This is a genomic window from Arthrobacter sp. TJ-263 (assembly GCF_058269155.1).
Genome location: NZ_JBZCNE010000001.1, coordinates 524,782 through 547,570, shown reverse-complemented (window position 1 = coordinate 547,570; position 22,789 = coordinate 524,782). Strand labels below are relative to the sequence as shown.

Below are 22,789 nucleotides of genomic sequence, written 5' to 3'. Positions count from 1 at the left end.
CGGAAGTTCCCCGGGATGACTTTCTACAATTCGTAGATAATCTTGGACGGTGATCCCGACAACGAGCCCTGCCGCAGTGCAGCCCACCTGGCCGTCGATCTTCTCGTCCCTCCTCGCGAGGGCGGATCTGAGTGTGGGACAGAGCCGCTGGGCGATGGACACGATCATGGCGGGTGAGGCGAGTCATGCCCAGATCGCAGGCTTCCTGATCGCGTTGCGTGCCAAGGGGGAATCCGTCGACGAGCTCGCCGGGCTCGTCGAGGCGATGCTCGGCAGGGCCCACCGGATCCGGGTGGACGGTCCCACGCTGGACATCGTCGGGACCGGCGGTGACGGGCTGGGCACGCTCAACATCTCGACGATGTCCTCGCTTGTGGCCGTGGGTGCGGGCGCGAGGGTCGTCAAGCACGGGAACCGGGGCGCCTCGTCCGCATCCGGCGCGGCGGACGTGATCGAGGAACTCGGGGTCCGCCTCGATCTGCCACCGGCGGACGTCGCCAGGACGGCCGAACGGGCCGGGATCACGTTCTGCTTCGCGCAGGTCTTCCACCCGTCCATGAAGCACGTGGCGGTGCCGCGGCGGGAGCTGGGTGTCCCCACGGCCTTCAACTTCCTGGGGCCGCTGAGCAACCCGGCCGGCGTCAGCGCGCAGGCGCTCGGGTGTGCGGACGCGAGGATGGCGCCCCTGATGGCGGGCGTCCTCGCGGCGAGGGGGATCCGCGCCCTCGTCTTCCGGGGCGACGACGGCAGGGACAAGCTGACCACCAGCGGGTCCTCCACCGTGTGGGAGGTCCGCGACGGGCAGGTGGAGTCCCACGAGGTGCACCCCGGGGACTTCGGGCTCGAGGTCGTCCCCGTCGACGCGCTGCGCGGCACCGACGCCGCGGGGAACGCGGCGGTCGTCCGGTCGGTGCTGGGCGGCCTGACCGGGCCCGTCCGGGACGCCGTCGTGCTCAACGCCGCCGCCGGCCTCGTGGCGCTGGACCCGGCCGCGGAGGGAAGCCTCGTGGACCGCATCACGGCGGGCATGGAGCGTGCGCAGACATCGATCGATTCCGGTGCCGCTGCGGCCGTGCTGGAGCGCTGGGTCGAGGTCAGCCGCTCGTACTGACCGTCGTGCCGGGCGCCGCGGTCGGCTCCTAGCTGTCGAACCCCAGGCTGAAGGCTGCGTCGAGGTCGTGCTGGGAGTAGGAGCGGAAGGCGATCTGCGTCGTCGTCGAGCGGATGCCCTCGATCTTGGAGAGGCGGTCGGCGATGACGTCGGCCAGGTCCTCGTGGCGGCTCACACGTGCGATGGCGATGAGGTCCCACTCGCCCGTCACCGAGTACACCTCGCTGATGCCGGCGATCTCCGAGATCGCCTGTGCGCTCTCGGGGATGCGCGAGGCGTCGGTCTGGATGAGGACGAATGCGGTGATCATGGCATGCCTTTCGGGACAGGAAGGGGAATCGGACCTACGCTACCGGCCGGCGGCGGCGCCGGACCACGCGGAGGACGACGATGCGCGGGAGCAGCAGGAACGCACCGAGGACGATCAGCGTGACGATCTGGAAGCTGAGCGCGACCCCGCCGCCCGACAGCGCCCGCACCGCCAGGCCGCCGGCGACCGTCACCAGCCACAGGACCACCCCGATGGGCCAGAGTGCGCCCGGCGCCCGCCACGCGCAGACGGCCACGGTCGCGACGGCGTAGGCGAGGAGGAATGGCCAGGCGGTGTCAAGCACGCCGGCGACGGTGACGCCGTGCTCGTGCGTGCGGCGTCCGGACGCCGCGAAGACGAGGATGAGGACGACGTCGGCGACTCCCCAGACGATCGAAGTCCTGCGGGCAGGTGCCGGCCGGGACGACCGGTCGGCGGGGCGGAGGGAGGCGCTGCGGGGCATGGCATCAGCCTAGTGGCTGACGCCCATGTGCTTCCCGGCACCGGTGACGTGGAGACTCAGGTGGTGCGTTCAGACTGTCTATCCGAGGCCGCCGGGCCGGCTACCGGAGCGGACGCGAAGAGATCGAGGCCGAGGCTTCGGGACAGGCTCCGTATGGCGTGCTGCCCTCGGATGCTGGTACCGGCCGCGTCGAGTCGCGGGGAGTAGGCTGCCAAGCCGCCCTTGCCCGGTGCCACGGTGACGATGCCGCCGGAGACGCCGCTCTTGCCCGGCAGCCCGACCTCGTAGAGCCAGTCGCCCGAGCGCTGGTACAGGCCGGAGGCGGCCATGACGGCGAGGGTGTCCCGGCAGACGGAAGGGTCGACGACCCGCTCGTGCGTCAGGGGATTGACCCCGCCGTCCGCCAGCGTCGCGCCCATCACGGCGAGATCCCTGGCCGAGACGAGGAGCGAGCACTGCCGGGTGTAGATGTCCGTGGTGAGCAGGGGATCGTAGGACATGTGCCCATAGCTCCTGAGCAGGGCCGCGAGCGCACGATTCCGGTGGTTGGTCGCCGCCTCCGATTCGTAGACCTCGACGTCGAGCAGCAGCCGCCGGCCGGCGAACCGGGACATGCCTTCCTGGAGGAACTGCCACTTGGCGGCGGCGGAGTCCCCTGGGACGAGGCTGATCATGACGAGCGCCCCGGCATTGACCATCGGATTCCTGGGGCTGCCACCGTTGAGTTCGAGCGCCATCACCGAATCGAACGCCAGTCCCGTGTTGTTCACCCCGACCGCCTCCCGGACGGTGGTATGACCGATGGCCTCGCACACCAGGGCGAACGTGAAGGCCTTCGAGACCGATTGGATGGAGAACGCGTCCTGTGCATCGCCGATCGAGAACGAGGTGCCGTCCACCCCGCAGACGCTGATGCCGAACCGGCCCGGATCAGCGGCGGCGAGCGACGGGATGTAGTCGGCCACCGTGCCGTCGTCGAGCGTGGCATAGGTCGCATGGGCGTCGCGCAGGAGACCGGTCACTGTCGGACGGGAGGGAAGGCGGCCCGTCGAGGTGAAGGGCGCGTCACCGGGCGGGTCCGCGGTACGAACCGGGTTGAGGAGGTCGAGGTCGCCGCCGTCCAGGGACGCCACTAGGCCGACCGACGGTTGAGCAGCCACCCCACGGCGATGCCGACGACGGCGGCACACGTGAGCGTGATCCACAGGGGGAGCGTCACCGTGACGAACAGCAGCGAGACGCTCGTGTCCTGCCTGTTCTGGGCGATGAAGGTCACGGCGAGAACGGCGAGGGCGATTGCGACGATCCGGCCCACGGTGAGCCGGTGCCCCCCATGCTTCGCCGCGGTCGTACCCTTGGCCCTGTTGCGGTCCGTCATGACGATCCCTCTTCTCGATGGGTCGTGGCCGGTCGGCTCGCCGAGCCGACCGGCTCCCAGTATGTCCCGACGCCTCGGGCGCTGATCATCGACGGACGCCGATTTGCTCCCGTGCTGGCGCGGATCACCCGTGCGGGGTGTGGGCACCGTCTGTCACGTGGCAGAAGCTGGCCGGAGTCGTGGAACCGCGACGGGAGGTGGCACCGTGTGGGAGGAGCTGGTCCACGGGGGGAAGGTCCGCCGGGTCGGGGCCATGACCGTGGCGACGACAGCGCAGTCGGCACCCAGGCTCTCCGTGATCGGGCCCGAGCTGCAGGGCATGACCTACCTCGGCTTCCTGGTCCGCGGACGTGCAGAAGCACGGGTGCCGGACGGGTCCGTTCTGGCCATCCACCCGGGGGAGGCCGTCCTGCTCGCGGAACCGCTCGGCGTCGTCCTGGAGAGCCTGGTCCCCACGCGCTGGGTCCATGTGCTCGTCACCACATCCAGGCTGTGCGAGCGTGGCGTCCCGGTCCGCGCCGGCCGGGGCGAGAAGCGGGGTGGGGCACTCGCAGGCCCTGTCGCCGCCTTCGCTTCCTCCCTCGCGGAGGGGCCGGAGGACGCCGGTCCGGTCAGCGACGTCGTCGCGGCCCGCGTCCTCGAGAACCTGGTGGTCGCGGTGTACGGCGACGCGCACGAGGAGGCGGACCCACGGCCGGAACGGCGCCGCCGGGTGCGGCGCGCGGCGATCGATCTCATCGATGAACGCTTCAGCGATGCCCTGCTGACACCGGCGGCCATCGCGGCCGGTGTCGGCGTCTCGCTGAGGCACCTGCAGCGCTGCTTCGAGGGAAGCGGGACGACCATCGCCACGGAGATCAGCAACCGGCGGACGGAGAATGCCTTCGTGCTGCTCACCGCACCCGCCTCGCGTGAGCTCACGGTCAGCGAGGTGGCCCGGCGGTCAGGTTTCTCGTCCGCCTTCGAACTGCGCTCGCGGGTGCGTGCGAGGTTCGGCGTCCCACCCTCGGAGCTGCGACGGTCCGGACCTCCGGCAGGCCCACGCGACCCCATCGGGACGCCGCCGTGACGCGTCAGGCGGAGGCCGGGAGGACCTCCGCGGCGCGCGCGTTCCGGTAGTGCGCCATCGGCACGCCGAAATGCCCTTCGAAGGCGGTGCGCAGCTGATCGGCCGAGGAGAAGCCGGCGCGGAGGGCGATGCGCGGGTCCGAGCGGTCCGGACCGGTGAGGGTGGTCAGGAGGAGCGCGGCGTACTCGCTGCGGGCGCGCCTGATCTCGAGGGCCAGCGTGGTGCCGGAGCCCTCGAAACTGCGTTGGAGATGCCGCAGTGACACGTTCAGTTCCCGCGCGATTCCTGCCGGGCGCAGCGACGGATCCGCGAACCGCCGGTCGACGACGCCCACGGCGCGCTCGCGGAGGAGCGCCCTGAGTGCGGCGCCGTCGGTCCGCGGCGGGTCGGACTCGAGCAGGGCGCCCGTCAGGAGTTCCACGAGGCTGCGCTCGGTCGCCCTGGACGTCGTCGTATCCCGCAGGGCCGGACCCGACCGCAGCAGGGCGTGCGCGAACTCCCCGAGCGGCGCGGAGAGGGAGCTGCCCGGGCAGGCTCGTGCCACACCGCCGCGCAGGCGTAATCCCCGCGCCGCAAGGATGTGCGCCGGCAGGCGCAGGAGGAGGATCAGTGCGGGGTCCCGGCCGTCGTCCGCGATACGCAGGTCACCCTGAACGACGGCGAGCGCCCCCTGCGGGAGGGCGAGCAGTGGTCCCACCGGCCCGCCCAGCGTGATCGACCCGTCGAGGGGGATGACGGCCTGGAGCCTCCGGCCCGTGGGTTCCCGTGCCTGCAGGGCGGGGACGGTCGATCCGGGGAGGCAGCTGATCGTCAGGTCGCCGATCGTCCGTGACCGGTCGGTGACGCTGCGGGCGGGGCGTGCCGGCACTGGTCGCTCCTTCCCCGGCGCCCTTCCAGCGCGACGGCGGGGAATTGCGACGCCCGGTCCTTTCCTGGCGGATCCTTCCCAGAGTGCGACGGCGGAGCGCGCTTCCGGATCACCTCCCGTGGGTGAACGGCATCGGTCGCTGGTCCACCCGGGTGCATGGGAAGCAGGACAGCGGCCTTCCCTAGGGCAGCCGGGAGGGACTCCGCACCGCCGCCATGTGTGCCCGGGCCGCGTCCAGCGGCACCGGGCTGACCAGGACGGCCGGCCCCCGATACAGGGTTCCGCTGTCCAGCGGTCGGCACCGGAGGCCACCCCGGCCGCGCATGGCCCGATGGGCACCCGGCGCCAGGACGCGGTCCATCCAGGCGCAGGGGTGGGCGTGCCGCCCGCCGTGGAGGGAGACGCTCCCGCCCGCACTCTCGAGGGTGAAGTCCTCGCCGATCAGCGGGGTGAGCTCGGCACCCCGGAGGACCACGTTGCGGCGCGGGAGCAGTGGATCGAAGGGGGCCGCTCCGAGCTCCGCAGCGATGGCCTCGAGCGACTCGATGGAGAACAGGGTCACGGCGGCATCCATGTGGGCGGCCTTTCCGAAGAAGCGGTCGCCCGCGATGCCCTTGCCCGCCACCACCTCCGCGCGGTCCGCATCGACGGTGGCCACATCGGCTGCCCCGTCCCGGGCACGCCCGAAGTAGGCGTGGTCCGGCGAGACGAGCAGGTGCAGGATGTCGACGTCGTACCGGAACTCGTGCGTCATGGTCCCACGCTAGCCGGTCCCGCTCGTGACGTCGCCGCTCCGGCTCAGACACCGGCCGGCTGCGGCTCGCGCTCCCCGTGGACCGCCCAGTAGCCCAGCGAGCGGGCCTTGTAGATGGCGGGGTTGTGGGAGGCGATGGTCCGCGCATTGCGCCAGTGCCGGTCGAGCGCCCGGCCCGTCGAGGTCGCCGACGCCCCGCCGACCTCGAACAGCTCGGTGGCCGCCAGCAGTGACTGGGCGACGGCGACGAGCTGCGCCCGGCTGACCGCCAGGTCGGCCTCGTCCACCGCCGCCCGGGCAGCCTGCCGCCCGGGGGTCCCGTCGTCGGGCCCGTCGCAGGGCATCGCGGTCCGGAGCCGCTCGTAGGCCGTGTCCAGGTGGTCGGCGGCCGCGAGGACGACGGCCTCGGCCGCGAACGCGCGGCTGCCCAGTTCGCCCACCACCTGCAGTACCTGCGGATCCTGGCGCGGCAGCGCCGTGGTCGCGTTGATGTAGGACCGCGTGCGGGGCCGGACGAAGTCTGCCGCATCGTCGGCCGCGGCCCGGGCGATCCCGGCGAGCGACGCGACGAGCACCAGCTGGAAGAACGCGTGGACATGGCTCGGCGCGTCGGGGGAGAAGGGGCGCACGTTCCGCGGGTCCACGCGCACCTCCGTGAAGTGGGTGGTGCCGCTGCCGGTGAGCCGCTGGCCGAAACCGTCCCAGTCGTCGATGCGCTCCACGCCGGGGGCCGTGGCCCGGACCGCGTACCCGACGCGCTCGCCGTCGTGCACGGCGCTGCCGGCGATCCAGTCGGCGTAGAGGCTCCCGGTGCTGTAGTACTTGGTGCCCGTGAGCGTCGACGCGCCGTCGGGAGGGCCCGGGGACGTCAGGGCCGTCCGGATGTCCCGCAGCGACGTGCCGGTGAGCTCGCTCGAGGCGTTGCCGACCATGGTCCCCGCCGCGATGTCGAACAGCCACCGGTCCCGGTGCGCCGACGGCGGCTGGAGCAGTGTCCCCTCGACGTAGGCGAAGTGGCCGCGCCACAGCTGCGTGAGATTCGAGTCCGCCGCCGCCAGGTCGGTGAGGAGGGTGAAGAGCTGCCGTAGGGACACCCCCGATCCGCCGTACTCCCGGGGGATGCGCAGGGCGCCGAATCCCGCCTGCTTCAGGGCCGCGACCTCGTCGAAGGGCAGCACGCGGTCCTGCTCCCGGCGGGCCGCTCCGGCGGCGATGGTGTCGAAGAGCGGACGGAACCGTTCCCTCAGGGCTGCGGTCGTCGGCGGGGTGGCCGCCGGGCCAGGCTCGCTCGTCAGGGACTGATGGGTGGTCGTGGTGGGCACGATGGACTCCTAGGCGTAGGACGGGGCGGGCGGGATGGTCCCGGCAGGTCCAGGCGGGATGCCGCCGACCAGGGGCACGTCGAGAGGCGCAGCGTCGTGGCCGAGGTTGGCCCCGTTGCGGTACCGCGCGCCGGGATGCTCGTCGAAGAGCCGTGCGGACCCGCGCCCGAACAGTCGCTCGCGGAAGGTCGATTCCTCGTACGACCTGCGGTACAGGCCGCGCTTCTGCAGTTCGGGGACCACGAGTTCGACGAAGTCCTCCGCGGTGCCCGGGGTGAGGAACTGGCGGAGGTTGAAGCCGTCGAGGTCCGTGCCCTCGACCCACCGCTCGATCTCGTCGGCGACCTCCGTGGGTGTGCCGATGGCCACGAAGGGCCCGCGGTCGAAGCGCGTGATGCGCTCGAGGGCCTCGCCGACCGTGGTCCCCGCCGGGTGCCGCCGGTTGCTGGGCTGCCGGTCACGGCCGGGCCGGTCCTCCCGCGCGAGGATGTCGTCGATCACCTCGTCGGGCCGGTAGGCCGCGAGGTCGATGCCGTCGCCTCCCGCGTGGGCGAGATAGCCTTCCGCGCTGGAGAGTCGACGGTACTCGTCCGCCTTGCGCCGGGCGTCCTTCGACGTCCTGCCGACGATCACGACGGCGCTCGCGAACGTCTTGATGTGATGGGCGCCCCGGCCGTTGGCGACGGCGAGACGACGCAGGTCGGCCACGTTGTCCCGGTAGGCCGCGGCGTCACGGCCGCCCACGAACACGCCCTCGGCGTGCCGCGCCGCGAAGGCCTTGCCCGCGATGGAGCTCCCGGCCTGGAAGAGCACCGGCGTGCGCTGGAGGGAGGGTGCGCTCAGATGCGGTCCGGCCACGGAGAAGTGCGGTCCGCGGTGGTTGATGTAGCGGACCTTCGACGGGTCGGTGTAGATGCGCCGCTCGCGGTCCTCGATCACGGCGTCGTCGTCCCAGGAGCCCTCCCACAGCTTGTACAGGACGTCGAGGTACTCGTCCGCGATGGCGTACCGCTGGTCGTGCTCCACCTCGTCCGCCAGGCCGAAGTTCCGGGCCGCGTTGGGGAGGTAGGACGTGACGATGTTCCAGGCGAACCGACCCTTGGTGAGGTGGTCGAGGGTCGACGCGCGCCGGGCGAAGGCGAACGGCGGTTCGTACGTCGTGGAGAACGTGGCCGCGAAGCCGAGGTGCGTCGTCGCCGCGGCCATCGCCGGGATGACCAGCAGGGGGTCGTTGCTCGGGATCTGCACGGCTTCGCGCAGGGCCGTCTCCGGGCCCCCGCGGTAGCCGTCGTACGCACCGACGACGTCGGCGAGGAAGACGCTGTCGAACAGCCCGGCCTCGAGCATCTTCGCGGTCTCCACCCAGAAGCCGAGGTCGTTGAAGCGGTGGCGGTTGTTCTCCGGGTGCACCCAGAGACCGTGGGAGATGTGTCCCACGCAGTTCATCTCGAAGAGGTTGAAGGCGATCTGGCGTGTCATGGGCGGAACAGGTCCTTCCGGACGGCGGGGAGTTCGGGGATGGCGTTGATGAGGTGGCGCGTGTACTCGTGCCCTGGCTGGTCGAAGACCTCGGCCACGGGCCCGTGCTCGAGGACCACGCCGTCCTTCAGGACCAGCACCTCGCGGCTGATGTGCTGGATGACGCCGAGGTCGTGGGAGATGAACAGGTAGCTGAGCCCGAAGCGGTCCTGCAGGTCCGTCAGGAGGTCGAGGATGCGGGCCTGCACGGTGATGTCGAGTGCAGAGACGGGTTCGTCGCAGATGATGACCTCCGGTTCGGCGGCCAGGGCGCGGGCGATGGCCACCCGCTGCCGCTGGCCGCCGGACAGGTCGAGCGGTCGGGCACGGGCCCGGTCGGCGGGCAGCCCGACGAGGTCGAGCAGTTCGAGGACGCGTCCGGCCCGTGCGGTCCGCGGGGTCCCGGCCGCGGCGACGGCCTGTCCGATCACCTGCCGCACGGTCTTGCGGGGATCGAAGGACTGCAGCGGGTCCTGGTAGATCATCTGCACGGAGCGGCGGGCCACGAGGTCCCTCGACGCCCGGTGCTCGCCCCAGGTGCGTCCGCGGACGTGGACCGTCCCGGCGTCGGGTGCTTCGACGCCGAGGGCGATGCGCGCCACGGTGCTCTTGCCGCTCCCGGATTCGCCCACGATCCCGAGGGTGGTGCCCCGGTGCAGCGTGAAGGACACGCCGTCGACCGCCGTACGGCGGCCGCGGCCGGGCCCGCCGAAGGCCTTGGTGATCCCCTCGACCGTCAGGGAGGGCCGGCCCGGCGTGGGGGCCTCCCGGAGGGCCGCGATGCCCTGCCCGCCGTCGGGCTGCGAGCGGTCGTGTCCGTGTCCCCGGTCGGATCCGACGACGGTCAGGCGCCGTCCGCGCGAGGAGCGCGACGGGATGGCCGCCAGCAATCCCTGCGTGTAGGGGTGCCGGGGGTCCTCGAGGACCCCCTGGACGCTGCCCTCCTCCACGATCACGCCGTGGCGCATCACGGCCACGCGGTCGGCGAGGTCCGCGACGACGGCCAGGTCGTGGCTGACCACGAGCATCGCGGTGCTGCCTCCCTTGAGGTCGCCGAGCAGGCGGAGGACCTGCGCCGCGATGGTTGCGTCCAGCGCCGTCGTGGGTTCGTCCGCGATGAGGAAGCCCGGGTCCGCGGCGATCGCGGAGGCGATCAGGGCGCGCTGGCGGAGTCCGCCGGAGAGCTCGTGCGGGTACTGCCCGGCGCGGACCTCCGGGTCGGGGACGCCCACGGAGGCGAGGAGTTCGACGACGCGCTGCCGGCGGGCACCGCGGTCGAGGTCTCCGTGCAGGCGCAGGACCTCTCCCACCTCGTCGCCGACCGTGCGCAGGGCGTCGAGGGAGGACAGCGCGTCCTGCAGGATGAACCCCGCCTCCTTCCCCCGGACGCGGGTCCACTGGCGTTCACCCCAGGCGGAGGCGTCGCGGCCGCGGAAGCGTTGCGCGCGGGAGCGGACGTCGGCACCGGGGCCGGTGAGTCCCACGAGGGTGCGCGCGGTCACGGACTTCCCGGAACCGGACTCGCCGACCAGCGCGAGGCATTCGCCCGGTCGGATGGAGAGGCTGAGGTCGTGGATGATCTCCCGGCGGTGGATGCCGCGACCGAAGGCCACCGAGAGCCCTTCGAGTTCGACGACGGGAGTGTCCGCCGCGGTGGTCGGGGTGGAACCGGCGGGGGTGGTCAGGGCGGTGGGGCTCATGTGAGCCTCCCTTCGGCACGGCGTCGGAGCTCGCGCCCGATCACGGTGATGGACAGGACGGTCGCGACGAGGAACGCCGCGGGGAAGGTGATCATCCAGGGTGCGTTCGAGATGAAGTTGCGGCCGGCCGAGAGCATGGCTCCCCATTCGGGGGCGGGGGGAGGCGTCCCGAGTCCGAGGAAGCTCAGGGACGCCCCGGCCCCGATCGCCGAGCCGATGCCGATCGTGGCGAGGACGAGGACGGGCTTGAGGACGTTCGGCACGGTGTGGGTGACGTGGATCCGCCACGCCGGCAGGCCGAGGGTGCGGGCGGCCTCGACGAAGCCCGACCGCCGGACGAGGTGTGTCTGCGCCCTCGTGATCCGTGCGTAGTAGGCGATGCTGCCGGCACCGATGGCGAGGATCGCGTTCTCCGTCCCTCCGCCGATGATGCCGATCACCACGAGGGCGAGGAGGATCTCCGGGATGGCGAGGGTGACGTCGAGGAAGCGCATCACCGAGGCTTCGACGAGCCGCCCGTTGAGCCCGGCGAGGAGGCCGATGGCGGTCCCGCCGACCACGCCGATCGCGGTCGCGCCGACGCCGATGTACAGCGAGGTGGCGGCTCCGTGGACGATCCGCGTGTAGTTGTCGGCGCCGGAGTCGTCGGTGCCGAACCACGCGGTAGCGCCGGGTGCCTCGAAACTCCTGGCCGGGTCCACGGCGTACGGGTCGGCCGGAGCGAGCAGGCCGGGGGCCAGCACCGCCGCCGCCAGCCACAGGAGGAACGCGGAGGCTGCCAGGATGCCGGGACGCACCCGCCACCGGCGGCGCCGCGTCCGCGGGGTCTCGACAGGGGCCGCCGGGCGGTCCGGGATCCCTGCCGGCGGGGCGGCTGCGGAGGGGACGGCGGGTGCGATGGTGCGCGAGGCGATGCTCATGCGGTCACCACTTTCGGGTCGATGAGCGTGTACAGGAGGTCGATGACGAGGTTCACGACGACGTAGACGGCGGCCGCGAGGAGCACGATCCCGATGATGACCGGCAGGTCCTTGTTGTAGACCGACGCCAGGGTGAGTGATCCGATGCCCTGCCGGCTGAAGAGGGTCTCGACGACCACCGACCCGCCGAGCAGGGCCGCGACGACGAACCCGGACATGGTCATCACGGGGATGGCCGCGTGCCGGAGGGCGTGGCGGATCCTCACCGGGAGGTCTCGCATGCCGCGGGAGCGGGCCGTCAGGATGAACGGCTGCTCCAGGACGTCCTCGAGCTCGTTCCGCAGGACCTGCGAGAGGGTCCCGAAGATCGCCAGGGCGAGGGTGAGGGCGGGAAGGACCAGGGCGGCGGGCCCCTGGTTCCCGCCGATGGGGAACCAGCGCAGCGTGAACGAGAAGACGATCAGCAGCGCGAAGCCGATGATGAAGGTCGGCGTCGCCGCGAAGACCACTTCGATGCCGGAGACGATCGACCGGATCCAGGGGGCCCGGTGCGCGGACAGGATCGCGACCGCGAACGTCAGCGGCAGGGCCACGACGACGGCGGCCGCAGCGAGCGCCGCCGTCGCGCCGATCTGCTGCCCGATGGCTTCCGTGACGGGCAGGCGCAACCGGTAGGACTGTCCGAGGTCCCCCTGGAGGAGGTTCCCGAGGTAGCTGCCGTACTGGACGATGAAGGGCTGGTCGAGCAGGTAGTCGGCACGGACCTGCGCGAGCGTCTCGGCGGTGGGCCGTGCATCGGGTCCTCCGAGGATCAGCAGCGCCGTGTCGCCCGGGATCAGGTAGACCGCGAGGAACGTCAGCGTCGCGGCTCCCCAGAGGACACCGATCCCGACCGCGAGCCGCGTGAGGACGCGCCGGAGCACGGCCATCTACTCGGCCTTCCAGGCGTACGTGAGGACCGGCACCGGGTGGGAGGTGTCCACGGCGACGTCGTGCAGGGTGTTCGCGTAGGCGAACTGGCTCGGATTCTCGTAGAGCGGCACGCCGGGCACGATCTCGAGCAGCCGGTGCTGCGCCTTCGAGTACGCCTCCTCGGCGGCGGGTCCGTCATCGGCCTCACGGGCCGCGGAGAGCAACGCGTCGAGCTGCGGGTCGTTCACGTACGAGGAGTTCTGACCGATCCGCTCACCTGTGATCTCGGAGGAGTGGTAGCGGATGAACAGGACGTCGGTGGTGTTGGTGTGCCACACCCCGGCCAGGGCGTCGTAGTCGCCGGCGTAGCGGAGTTCGGTGAGCTGCGCCTGGGGGAGCTGGATGATCTGGAGGTCGAAGCCGACCTTCCGCGCCTCACCCTGGAGCTGCACGAGCAGCGGGCTCGGCGTGGAACTCTCCACCGTGGGCACCTCGACCGTGAGCCGCTTCCCGTCCCGCGTGCGGAAGCCCTCGTCGTCCCGCCCGGTCCAGCCGGCGTCGTCGAGCAGCTGGTTCGCCCGCTCGGGGTCGTGGGTCAGCACGCCCTCCACGGACGGGTCGTAGTACTTGCTCTCCTTCGACAGGAAGCCGTCGATCGGGGTGTAGGTGCCGAAGCCGAGGCTCTCCGTGACGGCTCCCGTGTCCACGGCGGCGGCGAACGCCTGGCGGACCGCGAGGTCGTCGAACGGCGCCCGGTCGAGGTTGAAGCTCAGCACGTAGGGGCTGCCGGTGCGGGGCAGGTTCTCGTAGGTGAAGTCCGGGTCCGCCTGGACCGCGGCGGCGTTCTGCGGCGCGAGGTTCTCGGTCAGGTCGTACTGCCCCGAGACGAGGGACTGGTGGCGGATGACGGGTTCGCTGACGAGGGTGACCTCCACACCGTCGAGGTGCGCTTCGCCGTCACCGTCCAGCCATTCCGGCGCCCAGTCGTAGCCGTCCCGTTTGGTGTAGCTGATGCTCTGGCCAGGCTTGTAGTCGGCGACGGTGAAGGGACCGGTGCCGATCGGCTCCTGGCACAGCGTCTCGGGGGACTCGGAGATGGCCTTGCCCGAGTTCATGCCGAGCCAGGACTGCGCGAGCGTGTAGAGGAACGGCGTGTAGGGGTACGCGAGGTGCGCTTCGAAGGTGTACTCGTCGATCACGGTGCCGTCCACGTACGGGGCGATGTACGCGGCGGCGAGGGGCGACTTCGTGGCGGGGTCCCTCATGTGCTCGAAGTTCTGCCCGAGGACCTCCGCGTTCCAGGGGGAGCCGTCGCTGAAGGTGACGCCCTGCTTCAGGCGGAACGTGTACGTCTTGCCGTCCTCCGAGACCTCCCAGGACTCCGCGAGGTACGGCGCGATCTCCCCGTTCTCGTCGAGGGTCACCACGTTGTCGTAGATCAGGCGCCCCAGGAACTGTTGCTGCGTCGCCGAGATGCCGTGCCCGTCGAGGCACCCCGGCTCGGCCGAGATGGACACGTCGAGGACGCCGCCGGCCACCGGCTCGCCGTCGGTGACGGCGGACGGGCTCGCCGGCCCGGCGCAACCGGTCAGGAGGGCGAGGAGGCCGACGGCGGACAGGGCGGTGACATGTCCGAAGTAGTTTCGATTTCGGGCAGGACGAAGTACGGATGCATTCATGGAGAATTCCTCGGAAAGGCGTTCCGGCGCAACGCACAGCGCATTACGCAGGGAATGGGAAGAAAAGGGAAAGACGCGCAGAAGGCGCCGGGATCCTGCTAGGGGAAGGCGGTACAGCTCATGATGAGTGCCTTTCGAAGTGCTCTTGCCCGCGCCGGACCGGCACTGAGTGCCAAGGCGAAGGCCGCTTCGTCATCCGAACCACCCACGAACATGGGGTTGGTGCGCGGCCTAGTCGGAGCTTGGCGGCCGCGTCTCTTGAAGCTGCAATTACTATAAGCATGCCCCTCGATCGATTCGGTCAACAAGAAGTTATGTGACTACGACTATGCGCGGGCCCGGCAGCGCCCGGGGATAAGGCCGGGTATCACGATCGGAAGCGCCGGCCCGCCGGCAGATGTCGCCACGTGCTGCGGGCACCGGTCCCTGGGGCGCGTGCCGCGCGCAGCGCGTAGAGGATGGTCAGGAGATCGATCCCCTCCTGGCCGAACGCGCCGGCCAGTGGGGGGACGAGTCCCAGGGCGGCGCCCGTCATCAACACGAGGCTCAGGGCGATGCCGATGCCGATGCTCTGCAGCGCTATGCGCAGGGTCCGCTTGCCGATGATCACGGCCTCTGTGACTTTCGCGAGGTCGTCGACGGTGATGATCACCTCCGCCGATTCGCTGGCCGCCGTCGATCCCGGCGCCCCCACGTAGACGGCGGTTTCCCCCGGAGCCGGGGGAGGGTCCGGGACGCGCCCGACGATGCCTTCCACGAAGCGGCGTTTGCCGACGGCGATCGCGGTCCCCGCGACCTCGGCGCGAGGACCTCGTCCTCGGTGAGGGGTCCCGCCGTCGGGGCGAGGACGATCCCGCCCATCAGTGGCGTGACGGAGGTCAGGGTGCCGGTCGTGTCGAAGGCGACGCTCCGGGCCCGCGCGAGCTGCTCCAACGCCTGGGTGAGCCGAGCGGGGTGCCCGCTCGAGCAGTGCCCGTAGCTGCGTCTGGGCGCGTGCGGACGCGAACTCGTCCAGTGCCTGCCCGCAGGCGATCATCAGCACGACGACGATGCTTGCGTGGTACTCGCCGGTGACGGCTGTCGTGACGATGGCCATCAACGCCAGGAGGTCGACGCCCGATGGCCCTCCGGATGTCCTTGAGCATGCCGAAAGCCTGTACGGTCGCGAGCCCGGGGGAATAGGACGTCGCGATGATCTGCGCGGCGGCCGATGTGCATGCGCGTCAGCCTAGGCCGCGGCACGGAGGGCGTGCAGGGCCCTTGTGCCCCGATCCGCCAGCGTGTCAGGCATCGCGTGAGGTGGTCAGGTGGGTCCCGAGGAGACGGTCAGGTTGTTGTAGACGGCGCGGACGGCCGGGTCGCACCAGCAGGCGAAGCCTGCGCGTGACTTGTCTTCGCGGCGCAAGGCGATTCCGGAAAGCACCACGATGCCCTCCGTCACGGTGATGTCCAGGATCGCGCAGTCGGCCGCGCGGCGGACCGCGTGGCGCAGCAGATCCTCGAGTGATGCGGGACTACTCGCCCCGCGTACTCCTCCATCCTCGACGAGGTGGTTGTCGACCGACGTCGTCATCCGTCCACTGTGCGCCGGGCACCGGTTCCCGTGCAGGGTCCAAGGTCCTTCCCCGGCCGTCCCGGCCCGCGGGTCCGGGCGGAGGACGACGCCGGATGGGACTTTAGGCCCTAGTAGTCGGTTGATGACTCGCGTGTGATGTTCGTGCAAAGCGAGACACCGATCCGAGAGGTTCGCACAGTGACCAACATCAGTTCAATTTGGACGAGGATCGATCCTGGAGTGCAGCAGTGGGTTCTCGCGAACCCGGGATGCCTGGTCCTGCCGCGCACTCTGGTGAATCGGGTGGAAGCAAGCATCGGCGAGAGCCTGCATGCGGACGACCACGGGGAGTACTGGTTCTCCGGCGAGGAGCTCGTGTTCCTGAAGGCGCGTCGTCGGGCACAGGAACTCGGCGGGTACAGCGCGGATGGGCAGGGCAGCATCCGATGGGACGACCACGCAGAGATGCTGGACCGGTGAGGAGGCGTCCAATCGCGGCCGGCGGTGTGACCCGGGGATCGGCGAGGACCGCCTACCGTCGGGGAGGGACCACTGCCCTCGGTGCCGAGTCCGAGGAGACGATGCGGCGGCGCGCGATGGCGATGCACCCCTCGGCCTCCAACCGGAAGCTCAAGATCCTCGTCAGCGCCGACGCCGAAGCGCACATCGTGCAGATCCTCGTGCACGGCTGCGTGTCTGCGGTCAACCTGCACGCCCTCGACCTCGTGGTGAGACGGGCAGCCACCCTGTCACCGGGAACGAACGTCGTTCTCGACCTGAGCGAAGCGCAGGCCTGGGACTCGGTGCGGACCGATCTTCGCCCCGAGTCGATCACCGCGCGTCTGACCGCGCAGGGGACCGCACCCGCGCCCTTCCCTCTGGGGGTCATACCGCCCGCACCCTAGGGTGCGGGGCAACGGACAGGTGCACCCTGGGTTCAACGGCGAGCGCGGGGTGCACCGAGGTGGGCCCCGCGCTCGCGGGTCCTTCAGGTGCACCAGAACCAGCCCGGTGGGCGCCAGCTCGACGGAACCTCGTGATCGCGACGGCATCCGCAGCGGGCGCAGCAGTATCTCGCCCGAGCGTGTCGGGTGCGACCGTTGGGGAGGACCACCTGTTCGGAGTAGGCGGAATAGACGAGGGCCTCGTCCGAGCCGCAGGTCAGGCAGACCGGCACCAGTCCACGAGGACGCTCCTGCCGGACTGCCCGTTCACGGATGGCCTTCGTGTCCATGATGTGTCCTTTGTCCAGAATGCGTCATTTCGCATCCGCCGTCGTAGGGGATGGACTGCGGATGATTCCTGACTCCCGATCCGGATGGTCGACATGGCTGCCGGGGGCTAACGGGCGGTCGACAGGCGGCGGTCACGCATCCGGGTGGGGGCCATCTCGTAGAAGAGGTCGCGCATGCCGGGCGCCCACGGCTCCTCCGAGACCTTGCCCCAGAGGGTGGTGAGGAAGGCCGGGTCGTCGACGCGGGTGGCTGGTCCGTTGGCGAGGACGGTCCGCCCACTCCGGGTACTCCGTTCGGTGAGACCGACCTGGAATCCTGCGTGCTCGAGGAAGCTGCTGGCGATGGTGTCCTGACATGGCGGTGTCGACACCGTGTCCTCCTTCGTCCCTGGGGGTCGTCCGATCGCGCGTCGCACCAGGTGCTTCCGGGGCTGAGGGGTGCTTTCTGTCGACGCTACAAACACTTCGCCCTCCGTATCAGGGTCCAAAGGCCCTGATCAGCGCTCCCGGGATCTGTGATCGTGGGACGGTGCCTCACCTCCCCGCGACGCCGGATATTCACGGCCGCCCTGCGGGTCGGTCCGCCGGCCGTAGTCGGCGCCAGGAAGGATGCGCGTGGGGGGCGGTCGTCGTTCCCGATCAGAATCAGCAGGCTAAGGATGCATCATGACCACGGTCCTCCCGGAGGCGGAAGCAACCACACCCTCGATCCAGCGTTCCGAGCCGATGCTCGTCGCGGTGCGCGATTCCGCGGCGGACCGCACCGCGGTGGAATGGGCTGCCGCCCGGGCGGCGGCTCTCGAGGCTCCGCTGACGGTGCTGCACGCCGTCGCGGACCCGTCCCTGATGCCGCCCGGCCGCCTGTACGGCGACGAGGTGATCGCCGGGCGCGTCATGGTCAGTCGCGAGGCATCGCGCGTCGCCCACCGGTATCCGGGACTGCGGGTCAGCACGTACCTCCACTGCGGTGACGTCGTCGAGGCGCTGCTGGGCCTGTCCGCCGCCGCGCCCATGATCGTCGTGGGTGCGGACCGGCGCGATCCATCCAGTGGCGAGTTCAAGGGCTCCGTAGCGCTGCAGGTGGCGCTGAACTCCGCGACGCCCGTCGCCGTCGTGCCACCGGGGCACGGCTATCGGATGGACTCCAGGCAGGCCAGAGGGGGAGTGGTCGTGGGGGTGGACGGCTCGGACGTGTCGCGGGCCGCCCTCATGAGAGCGGCTGAGGAGGCCCACAGGGCAGGCGTGGTCCTGACGGTGGTGACCGCACTGGGGTCGTCACCGCAGCGTATGGCGGTCGGTGCGTCGCCTATGCTCCTGGCCGTGCGCACGCGCTATCCGGATCTCCTCGTGAGCTGGATCGTGGATGACCTGCATACGCCGGTCGAGGCCCTTGCGCTCTACGGCTCCGGTTCCGATCTGCTGGTCATCGGCCGCCATGGGAGCGGTGCGCGATCAGCGATGTCGCTCGGCTCGGTCACGCATACGCTGCTCCTCGATCCACCCTGTCCCACCCTGGTCCTCACTCGTCGTGAGCCCGAGCCGTCCGTGAATGCGCCGCCGCGTGCAGAGGAGCGAATGAGCGTCCGGTGATCGTCTCGGGCACCAGTCGCATGAAGCGGTCCTTACGGCCCATTTCCCACGGATGCAGCGGCAAGGTGACCGTGTCCATGAGTTCCCCCGTCTGGTTGATGGTCGCTGCTTGTCCGTGGACGATCACACTCCACACCAGTGCGCCCCCGTTGAGGAAACCGTCCGCCTCGAGAGCGACCGGCGCCTTCTCGGAGAATCGGGACTTCGTCCCCTCCGAGGTCCGGAAGACGATCGTGCCGTGTTCCACGACGAAATTGACCGGGAAGATGCCCGGAACCCCCTGGCTGCACAGGGCGAGGCGCCCGAAGGGAGCATCCCGGAGCAATTTCCAGCATTCGTGCGCTGGAAGGATTTCCGTAGGTGTATTCTCGGCTTCCATAGATCGACACTACGAAGTGGCCCACAGGCCGGATAGGGCACTCTGACCCTTTTCCCGGCCCGCCGGTCAGGTCTCATTCAAAGTGGACGGATCGTGGGTCCCCGGGGGGCGGGGCCACACGTCGACAGTACGGAGTGCGGCACGTGGTCACCTATTCTGAAGAACTGCCCAACGGAGTGTCCCCTCGGACGACGGCGTTGGCCGGGATGGAAGACCTACTCGCTGCCTTTGCGGCCATAGCGGACGACCTCGGGCTCGACACCGTGCTGGAACGCGTCATCTCGGCGGCCTGCCGACTCGTCGATGCCCGCTACGGAGCCCTCGGAGTCATCGGCCCGGACCGTACCCTTGGTCACTTCACCACCGTCGGCCTGGAGGACGACGAGATCCGGCGGATCGGCCAGTTCCCGACAGGGCACGGAATCCTCGGTCTGCTGATCTCGGTGCCGCACTCGCTCCGCCTCTCCGATCTGCGCGAACATCCCCTCGCCTACGGCTATCCGTCGGACCACCCGCCGATGAAGTCCTTTCTCGGCGTTCCGATCCGTATCCACGACCGCGTCTTCGGCAACCTGTACCTGACCGAGAAGAACGGAGGTGCGGATTTCTCCGTCGACGACGAACAGCTCGTCGTGGCGCTCGCCTCGGCTGCCGGGGTCGCGATCGAGAACTCGCGGCTCTTCGATGAAGCGAATCGACGCACCCGCTGGCTCGAGGGTGGACTGAATGCCGTGAGGGAACTGCTCGGCCAGCATGACGAATCGCGCCATGATCTGGACATCCTCGCGACCCACGCGCTGAATGCCTCGCAGAGTATCCTCGCGGCCGTCCTCAGGGATTTCGGCAACCATCGCGGAGTGGGCTGCGAGGCAGTGGACGGCGTCGAGGTCGAGGCCCTTCTCGGCCAGTCGAGCCTGGATCCGACGCTGCTCGACAGGCTTCCGACCACGCTGTCGCCGATCGTCCTGGACGCGGACGAATTCGCCCAGGTGCTTCCCGGCGCCCCGGAAGGAATGATAGGGACGGCGCTCTGCAGCAAGCTCCCGGGCGACGGCAACCGCCGATTCCTCGTCGTCGGCCGCTCACCGGGCGGGTCGCCGTTCTCCGACGTCGACCACGAAATGATGACCACCTTCGTATCCCACGTGTCCCTGGCCCTCGAACTGCTGCGTGTTCATCGCCAGCGGGAACAGGAGGCAGTCTTCGGCGACCGCGACCGGATTGCGCGTGACCTGCACGACCTGGTGATCCAGCGGCTCTTCGCGGCCGGCCTGAGCATCCAGAGCCTGCGGAAGTACACGCCGGACATGGAGGCCCTGAACCGCATCTCGGCGGTGACGACGGAGCTGGACGAGACCATCCGGGAACTGCGTGACACCATCTACTCGTTGCGCACGGTTCCGCAGGTCACCCCGACGTTCACCTCCACCATCTTCTCCCTCGTGGCGGATGCATTCGACGGCCACGACCTCGCGCCGGTCCTCCAGTTGTCCGGCCCGCTCGACGCGGCGCTGGATGACGAGCGAGCCGATCATGTCCGAGCCGTACTGCTCGAGGGGCTGTCGAACGCGCTGCGCCACGCCGACGCGCAGACCATCACGGTCACGCTGCGAGCGATCGGCGAACACCTCGAGTTGAGGATCACCGACGACGGCCGTGGGTTCGAGAATCCCATCCGCAGCAGCGGCCTCGCCAACATGAAGCGCCGCGCGGAGCTGTGCGACGGCACGATCTCCATCCTCAGTGAACTTGGTGCGGGGACCGAGGTCCACCTCAGGATCCCTCTGAATTCGACGGAGACAACGGACCCGACGGGCGGGAGATGAACACCGCTGCCTGGGTGCGGCGCTGGAACCCCAGCTTCGACAGCAAGGACGACACATAGTTCTTCACGGTCTTCTCCGCCAGGAACAGTTCCGTGCCGATCTCCCGGTTGGTCAGCCCGGCCCCGATGAGCGTCAGTACCTTCTTCTCCTGACTCGTCAGGCCCGTCAGCCGCGGGTCCTCCGCAGGGGTGTCCAGGAGTCCGGAGGTGATCCGTTCCGTCACCCCGGCGGCGAACAATGACTGACCGGACGCCGCACGGCGGACCTTCTCCACGAGGTCGGAGCCGAGGATCTCCTTGAGGATGTATCCGGCGGCACCCGCGAGTACAGCGCCCCGCAGCGCCTGCTCATCGTCGTAACTGGTCAGGATCACGCAGGCCAGCGAAGGGTCGACCGAGCGCACGTCACGACACACTTCGATCCCCGTGCCGTCGGGCAGCCTCGCATCGAGGATCGAGATGTCCGGTGACAGGGCAGGGATCCTCCGGGCCGCCTCCTCCGCGGATCCGGATTCTCCGACGATGGAGAAACCCTCGCTCTCCAGCAGCTCGCGCAACCCACGCCGGACCAGCTCATGGTCATCGAGGAGGAACACCGTTGCTTCCTCCGGATGCCCACCGGTCGCGGGGTAGTCCATCTCCAACCTCCGACGTCGTCGACGCGCCCGACGCTACCGGTCCGGCTGCCTCGTGTCCAAGGACCATCATCACCCGGTGCCGCGCTCGCGGTCAGGGCACAATGGCCCCCAATCGGGTGGGTCTTTCGGCCCTATCTCGCCCACGAGGGGCCGGAGACGATGACGGGGCGCACGTTCACCGGCGGCGAAGGAGCAGAACCCCATCATGGACATGACACCCCCACCCCGCCGATCCCGCGTCATCGTGGTCGGCGTCGACGGGTCGGAGCAGTCGATCGCCGCACTGGAACTCGCAGGCAGGCTCGTCCCGCTCGCCGGTGACGTCATTCGGGCCGTGACGGTATGGCAGTACCCCATAGGGTTCGGCACCTTCGCCCCGATCACCTGGAACCCCGACGAACTGGCCGGGAAGGCACTCGACGACGCGCTGTCGGCAGCGTTCCAGGGTGAGCCACCCTGCCCGCTGGAGCGCCGGGTCCTCCAGGGGGCCCCGGCCCAGGTGCTCATCGAGGAGAGCCGGAAGGCATCGATGGTCGTCGTCGGATCGCGGAGTCACGGCGGGTTCGTGGGACTCCTCCTCGGCTCCGTGAGTTCCGCCGTCGCGGAGCGCTCCGCCTGCCCGGTCGTCATCGCGCACGGCGCGCTCCCCGCATCCGACGGCGAGCCCGCCGCGGCCCGGCCCGCCACCGCCTCGGCATGACCTCCACCACGGGCGGTACCTCGGGGTTCCGTCAGGGCAAGCCGGTGATGGTCGGCTACGACGGGTCCGACGAATCGAAGAGAGCTCTCCTGTGGGCTTCACGCTATGCCGGCGTGGCCCAGTTCTCGCTCGTCGTCGTCCATGCCTTCATCTGGCCGTACTTCACCGACCGGCTGGGACCGGTGGCGGGTATCGAGGACAGCGGGCTGCGTGGGGAAGCACTCCGGATCGTGGCGGAAGGACGTGAACTGGCGCGGCGCTCCGAACCGGATCTCGAGGTGCAGGACCGGATGGTGACAGGCGCCCCCACTGCTGTCCTGACGACGCTCTCGGAGGAGGCCTCCCTCCTCGTCACGGGAACGCGGGGCCTCGGCGGCTTCTCCGGTCTGCTGGTTGGCTCGGTGAGCCTCCATCTCGTCTCCACCACGTCGTGTCCCGTCACGGTCGTCCGTGATGCCCGTCCTACGCACGACACCGTCCTGGTCGCCGTCGACGGTTCCCCCGAGAGCGACCGCGCGGTGCTGGTTGCCGCTGAGTTGGCCCGCACCCTGCACAAATCACTCCGGTTCCTGCACGTCGGCGGCCCTCACCGGCGTGGGGAGGCGGAGGCTTCTTCGCGTGCCCAGGAGCAGGATCCGGTCCTCGAACAGGCTTCCGCGCTGCTCGGCGAGCACGCGGGGCTGACGACGAAACGGGACCTCCTCCTCGCGGCCTCCGTTCCCGGCAGCATCGTGGAGGAGGCCCGGAAAGCCGCCTGTGTCGTGCTCGGAGCGAAGGGCCGCAATACGCTGGGCATCCGGCTCGGGTCAACGGTCCACGCGGTACTGCACCACGCGAGCGGCAACGTCGTCGTCGTGCGGTAGG

At 70.1% G+C, this 22,789-nt stretch carries 25 protein-coding genes and 1 riboswitch; of the genes, 8 read left to right on the top strand and 17 right to left on the bottom strand.

Going from position 1 to position 22,789, the window contains the following annotated elements; all coding sequences use genetic code 11:
* Positions 1 to 52: 52 nt before the first annotated feature.
* Positions 53 to 1,111 carry an anthranilate phosphoribosyltransferase gene (gene trpD / locus AC4D2F_RS02570; protein WP_490910509.1) on the top strand — a complete coding sequence of 353 codons (1,059 nt, stop codon included), beginning with the start codon at positions 53 to 55 and terminating at the stop codon, positions 1,109 to 1,111.
* 28 nt (positions 1,112 to 1,139) lie between these two features.
* Here the strand turns inward: trpD and AC4D2F_RS02565 are convergent, their stop codons facing one another.
* Genes AC4D2F_RS02565 through AC4D2F_RS02550 form a run of 4 tightly spaced genes read right to left on the bottom strand, consistent with a single transcriptional unit; the run spans position 1,140 to position 3,262 of the window.
* Entirely contained in the window at positions 1,140 to 1,421 is a 282-nt protein-coding gene (locus tag AC4D2F_RS02565; RefSeq protein ID WP_104165081.1) for an Lrp/AsnC family transcriptional regulator, read from the bottom strand.
* Between the two features lie 34 nt (positions 1,422 to 1,455).
* Positions 1,456 to 1,884 (bottom strand): DUF3054 domain-containing protein, encoded by a 429-nt coding sequence (locus AC4D2F_RS02560; RefSeq protein WP_490909386.1) that lies wholly within the window; start codon positions 1,882 to 1,884, stop codon positions 1,456 to 1,458.
* A 56-nt stretch (positions 1,885 to 1,940) separates the two neighbouring features.
* Complete coding sequence (gene glsA, locus AC4D2F_RS02555; protein ID WP_490909385.1) at positions 1,941 to 3,017, bottom strand: glutaminase A; 1,077 nt, start codon at positions 3,015 to 3,017, stop codon at positions 1,941 to 1,943.
* Positions 3,017 to 3,262: a LapA family protein gene (locus AC4D2F_RS02550; protein WP_490909384.1), complete on the bottom strand. Its 246-nt coding sequence runs from the start codon at positions 3,260 to 3,262 to the stop codon at positions 3,017 to 3,019. Before AC4D2F_RS02550 ends, glsA begins: the two co-directional genes overlap by 1 nt.
* A gap of 205 nt (positions 3,263 to 3,467) precedes the next feature.
* Here AC4D2F_RS02550 and AC4D2F_RS02545 point away from each other — a divergent pair, with 205 nt between their 5' ends.
* The gene (locus tag AC4D2F_RS02545) at positions 3,468 to 4,331 is read left to right on the top strand and encodes a helix-turn-helix transcriptional regulator (RefSeq protein ID WP_490909383.1); all 864 of its coding nucleotides are present in this window, start codon (positions 3,468 to 3,470) and stop codon (positions 4,329 to 4,331) included.
* Positions 4,332 to 4,335: 4 nt separating this feature from the next.
* On the opposite strand, the gene AC4D2F_RS02540 is transcribed toward AC4D2F_RS02545, so the two are convergent.
* The 10 genes from AC4D2F_RS02540 to AC4D2F_RS02495 all read right to left on the bottom strand — a co-directional run bounded on the left by AC4D2F_RS02540 (position 4,336) and on the right by AC4D2F_RS02495 (position 15,577).
* The gene (locus AC4D2F_RS02540) at positions 4,336 to 5,199 is read right to left on the bottom strand and encodes a helix-turn-helix domain-containing protein (protein ID WP_490909382.1); all 864 of its coding nucleotides are present in this window, start codon (positions 5,197 to 5,199) and stop codon (positions 4,336 to 4,338) included.
* A 181-nt stretch (positions 5,200 to 5,380) separates the two neighbouring features.
* Complete coding sequence (locus tag AC4D2F_RS02535) at positions 5,381 to 5,953, bottom strand: MOSC domain-containing protein (RefSeq protein WP_104165071.1); 573 nt, start codon at positions 5,951 to 5,953, stop codon at positions 5,381 to 5,383.
* Positions 5,954 to 5,997: 44 nt separating this feature from the next.
* Complete coding sequence (locus AC4D2F_RS02530) at positions 5,998 to 7,275, bottom strand: acyl-CoA dehydrogenase family protein (RefSeq protein WP_490909381.1); 1,278 nt, start codon at positions 7,273 to 7,275, stop codon at positions 5,998 to 6,000.
* A gap of 9 nt (positions 7,276 to 7,284) precedes the next feature.
* Positions 7,285 to 8,754 carry an LLM class flavin-dependent oxidoreductase gene (locus AC4D2F_RS02525; protein ID WP_490909380.1) on the bottom strand — a complete coding sequence of 490 codons (1,470 nt, stop codon included), beginning with the start codon at positions 8,752 to 8,754 and terminating at the stop codon, positions 7,285 to 7,287.
* On the bottom strand, positions 8,751 to 10,493 hold the full coding sequence (locus tag AC4D2F_RS02520) for a dipeptide ABC transporter ATP-binding protein (RefSeq protein ID WP_490909379.1): 1,743 nt from the start codon (positions 10,491 to 10,493) through the stop codon (positions 8,751 to 8,753). Before AC4D2F_RS02520 ends, AC4D2F_RS02525 begins: the two co-directional genes overlap by 4 nt.
* Positions 10,490 to 11,413, bottom strand: a complete 924-nt coding sequence (locus tag AC4D2F_RS02515; RefSeq protein WP_490909378.1) for an ABC transporter permease — start codon at positions 11,411 to 11,413, stop codon at positions 10,490 to 10,492. Before AC4D2F_RS02515 ends, AC4D2F_RS02520 begins: the two co-directional genes overlap by 4 nt.
* A complete protein-coding gene (locus AC4D2F_RS02510; RefSeq protein ID WP_104165063.1) occupies positions 11,410 to 12,342 on the bottom strand; it encodes an ABC transporter permease in 933 nt (310 codons plus the stop codon). The genes AC4D2F_RS02515 and AC4D2F_RS02510 overlap by 4 nt, the downstream gene beginning before the upstream one ends.
* Positions 12,343 to 14,004 carry an ABC transporter substrate-binding protein gene (locus tag AC4D2F_RS02505; protein ID WP_490909377.1) on the bottom strand — a complete coding sequence of 554 codons (1,662 nt, stop codon included), beginning with the start codon at positions 14,002 to 14,004 and terminating at the stop codon, positions 12,343 to 12,345. It lies immediately after the preceding gene.
* 136 nt (positions 14,005 to 14,140) lie between these two features.
* Positions 14,141 to 14,268, bottom strand: a riboswitch (SAM riboswitch).
* Between the two features lie 103 nt (positions 14,269 to 14,371).
* Positions 14,372 to 15,100 (bottom strand): hypothetical protein, encoded by a 729-nt coding sequence (locus tag AC4D2F_RS02500; protein ID WP_490909376.1) that lies wholly within the window; start codon positions 15,098 to 15,100, stop codon positions 14,372 to 14,374.
* A 207-nt stretch (positions 15,101 to 15,307) separates the two neighbouring features.
* Complete coding sequence (locus AC4D2F_RS02495; protein ID WP_490909375.1) at positions 15,308 to 15,577, bottom strand: BON domain-containing protein; 270 nt, start codon at positions 15,575 to 15,577, stop codon at positions 15,308 to 15,310.
* 180 nt (positions 15,578 to 15,757) lie between these two features.
* On the opposite strand from AC4D2F_RS02495, the gene AC4D2F_RS02490 reads away from it, so the two are divergent.
* On the top strand, positions 15,758 to 16,039 hold the full coding sequence (locus AC4D2F_RS02490; protein WP_146067365.1) for a hypothetical protein: 282 nt from the start codon (positions 15,758 to 15,760) through the stop codon (positions 16,037 to 16,039).
* Entirely contained in the window at positions 16,036 to 16,464 is a 429-nt protein-coding gene (locus AC4D2F_RS02485) for a hypothetical protein (RefSeq protein ID WP_490909374.1), read from the top strand. The genes AC4D2F_RS02490 and AC4D2F_RS02485 overlap by 4 nt, the downstream gene beginning before the upstream one ends.
* Positions 16,465 to 16,900: 436 nt before the next feature.
* Here the strand turns inward: AC4D2F_RS02485 and AC4D2F_RS02480 are convergent, their stop codons facing one another.
* Positions 16,901 to 17,164: a hypothetical protein gene (locus tag AC4D2F_RS02480; RefSeq protein ID WP_490909373.1), complete on the bottom strand. Its 264-nt coding sequence runs from the start codon at positions 17,162 to 17,164 to the stop codon at positions 16,901 to 16,903.
* A gap of 295 nt (positions 17,165 to 17,459) precedes the next feature.
* On the opposite strand from AC4D2F_RS02480, the gene AC4D2F_RS02475 reads away from it, so the two are divergent.
* On the top strand, positions 17,460 to 18,383 hold the full coding sequence (locus AC4D2F_RS02475; RefSeq protein ID WP_490909372.1) for a universal stress protein: 924 nt from the start codon (positions 17,460 to 17,462) through the stop codon (positions 18,381 to 18,383).
* Here AC4D2F_RS02475 and AC4D2F_RS02470 read toward each other — a convergent pair.
* Positions 18,313 to 18,762 (bottom strand): pyridoxamine 5'-phosphate oxidase family protein, encoded by a 450-nt coding sequence (locus tag AC4D2F_RS02470; RefSeq protein ID WP_490909371.1) that lies wholly within the window; start codon positions 18,760 to 18,762, stop codon positions 18,313 to 18,315. The genes AC4D2F_RS02475 and AC4D2F_RS02470 overlap by 71 nt on opposite strands.
* A 206-nt stretch (positions 18,763 to 18,968) precedes the next feature.
* On the opposite strand from AC4D2F_RS02470, the gene AC4D2F_RS02465 reads away from it, so the two are divergent.
* Positions 18,969 to 20,588: a GAF domain-containing sensor histidine kinase gene (locus AC4D2F_RS02465; RefSeq protein ID WP_490909370.1), complete on the top strand. Its 1,620-nt coding sequence runs from the start codon at positions 18,969 to 18,971 to the stop codon at positions 20,586 to 20,588.
* Here the strand turns inward: AC4D2F_RS02465 and AC4D2F_RS02460 are convergent.
* On the bottom strand, positions 20,536 to 21,225 hold the full coding sequence (locus AC4D2F_RS02460) for a response regulator (RefSeq protein WP_490909369.1): 690 nt from the start codon (positions 21,223 to 21,225) through the stop codon (positions 20,536 to 20,538). The genes AC4D2F_RS02465 and AC4D2F_RS02460 overlap by 53 nt on opposite strands.
* A 205-nt stretch (positions 21,226 to 21,430) precedes the next feature.
* On the opposite strand from AC4D2F_RS02460, the gene AC4D2F_RS02455 reads away from it, so the two are divergent.
* Positions 21,431 to 21,925, top strand: a complete 495-nt coding sequence (locus tag AC4D2F_RS02455) for a universal stress protein (protein WP_490909368.1) — start codon at positions 21,431 to 21,433, stop codon at positions 21,923 to 21,925.
* Positions 21,922 to 22,788: a universal stress protein gene (locus tag AC4D2F_RS02450; protein WP_490909367.1), complete on the top strand. Its 867-nt coding sequence runs from the start codon at positions 21,922 to 21,924 to the stop codon at positions 22,786 to 22,788. The genes AC4D2F_RS02455 and AC4D2F_RS02450 overlap by 4 nt, the downstream gene beginning before the upstream one ends.
* Position 22,789 lies beyond the last annotated feature (1 nt).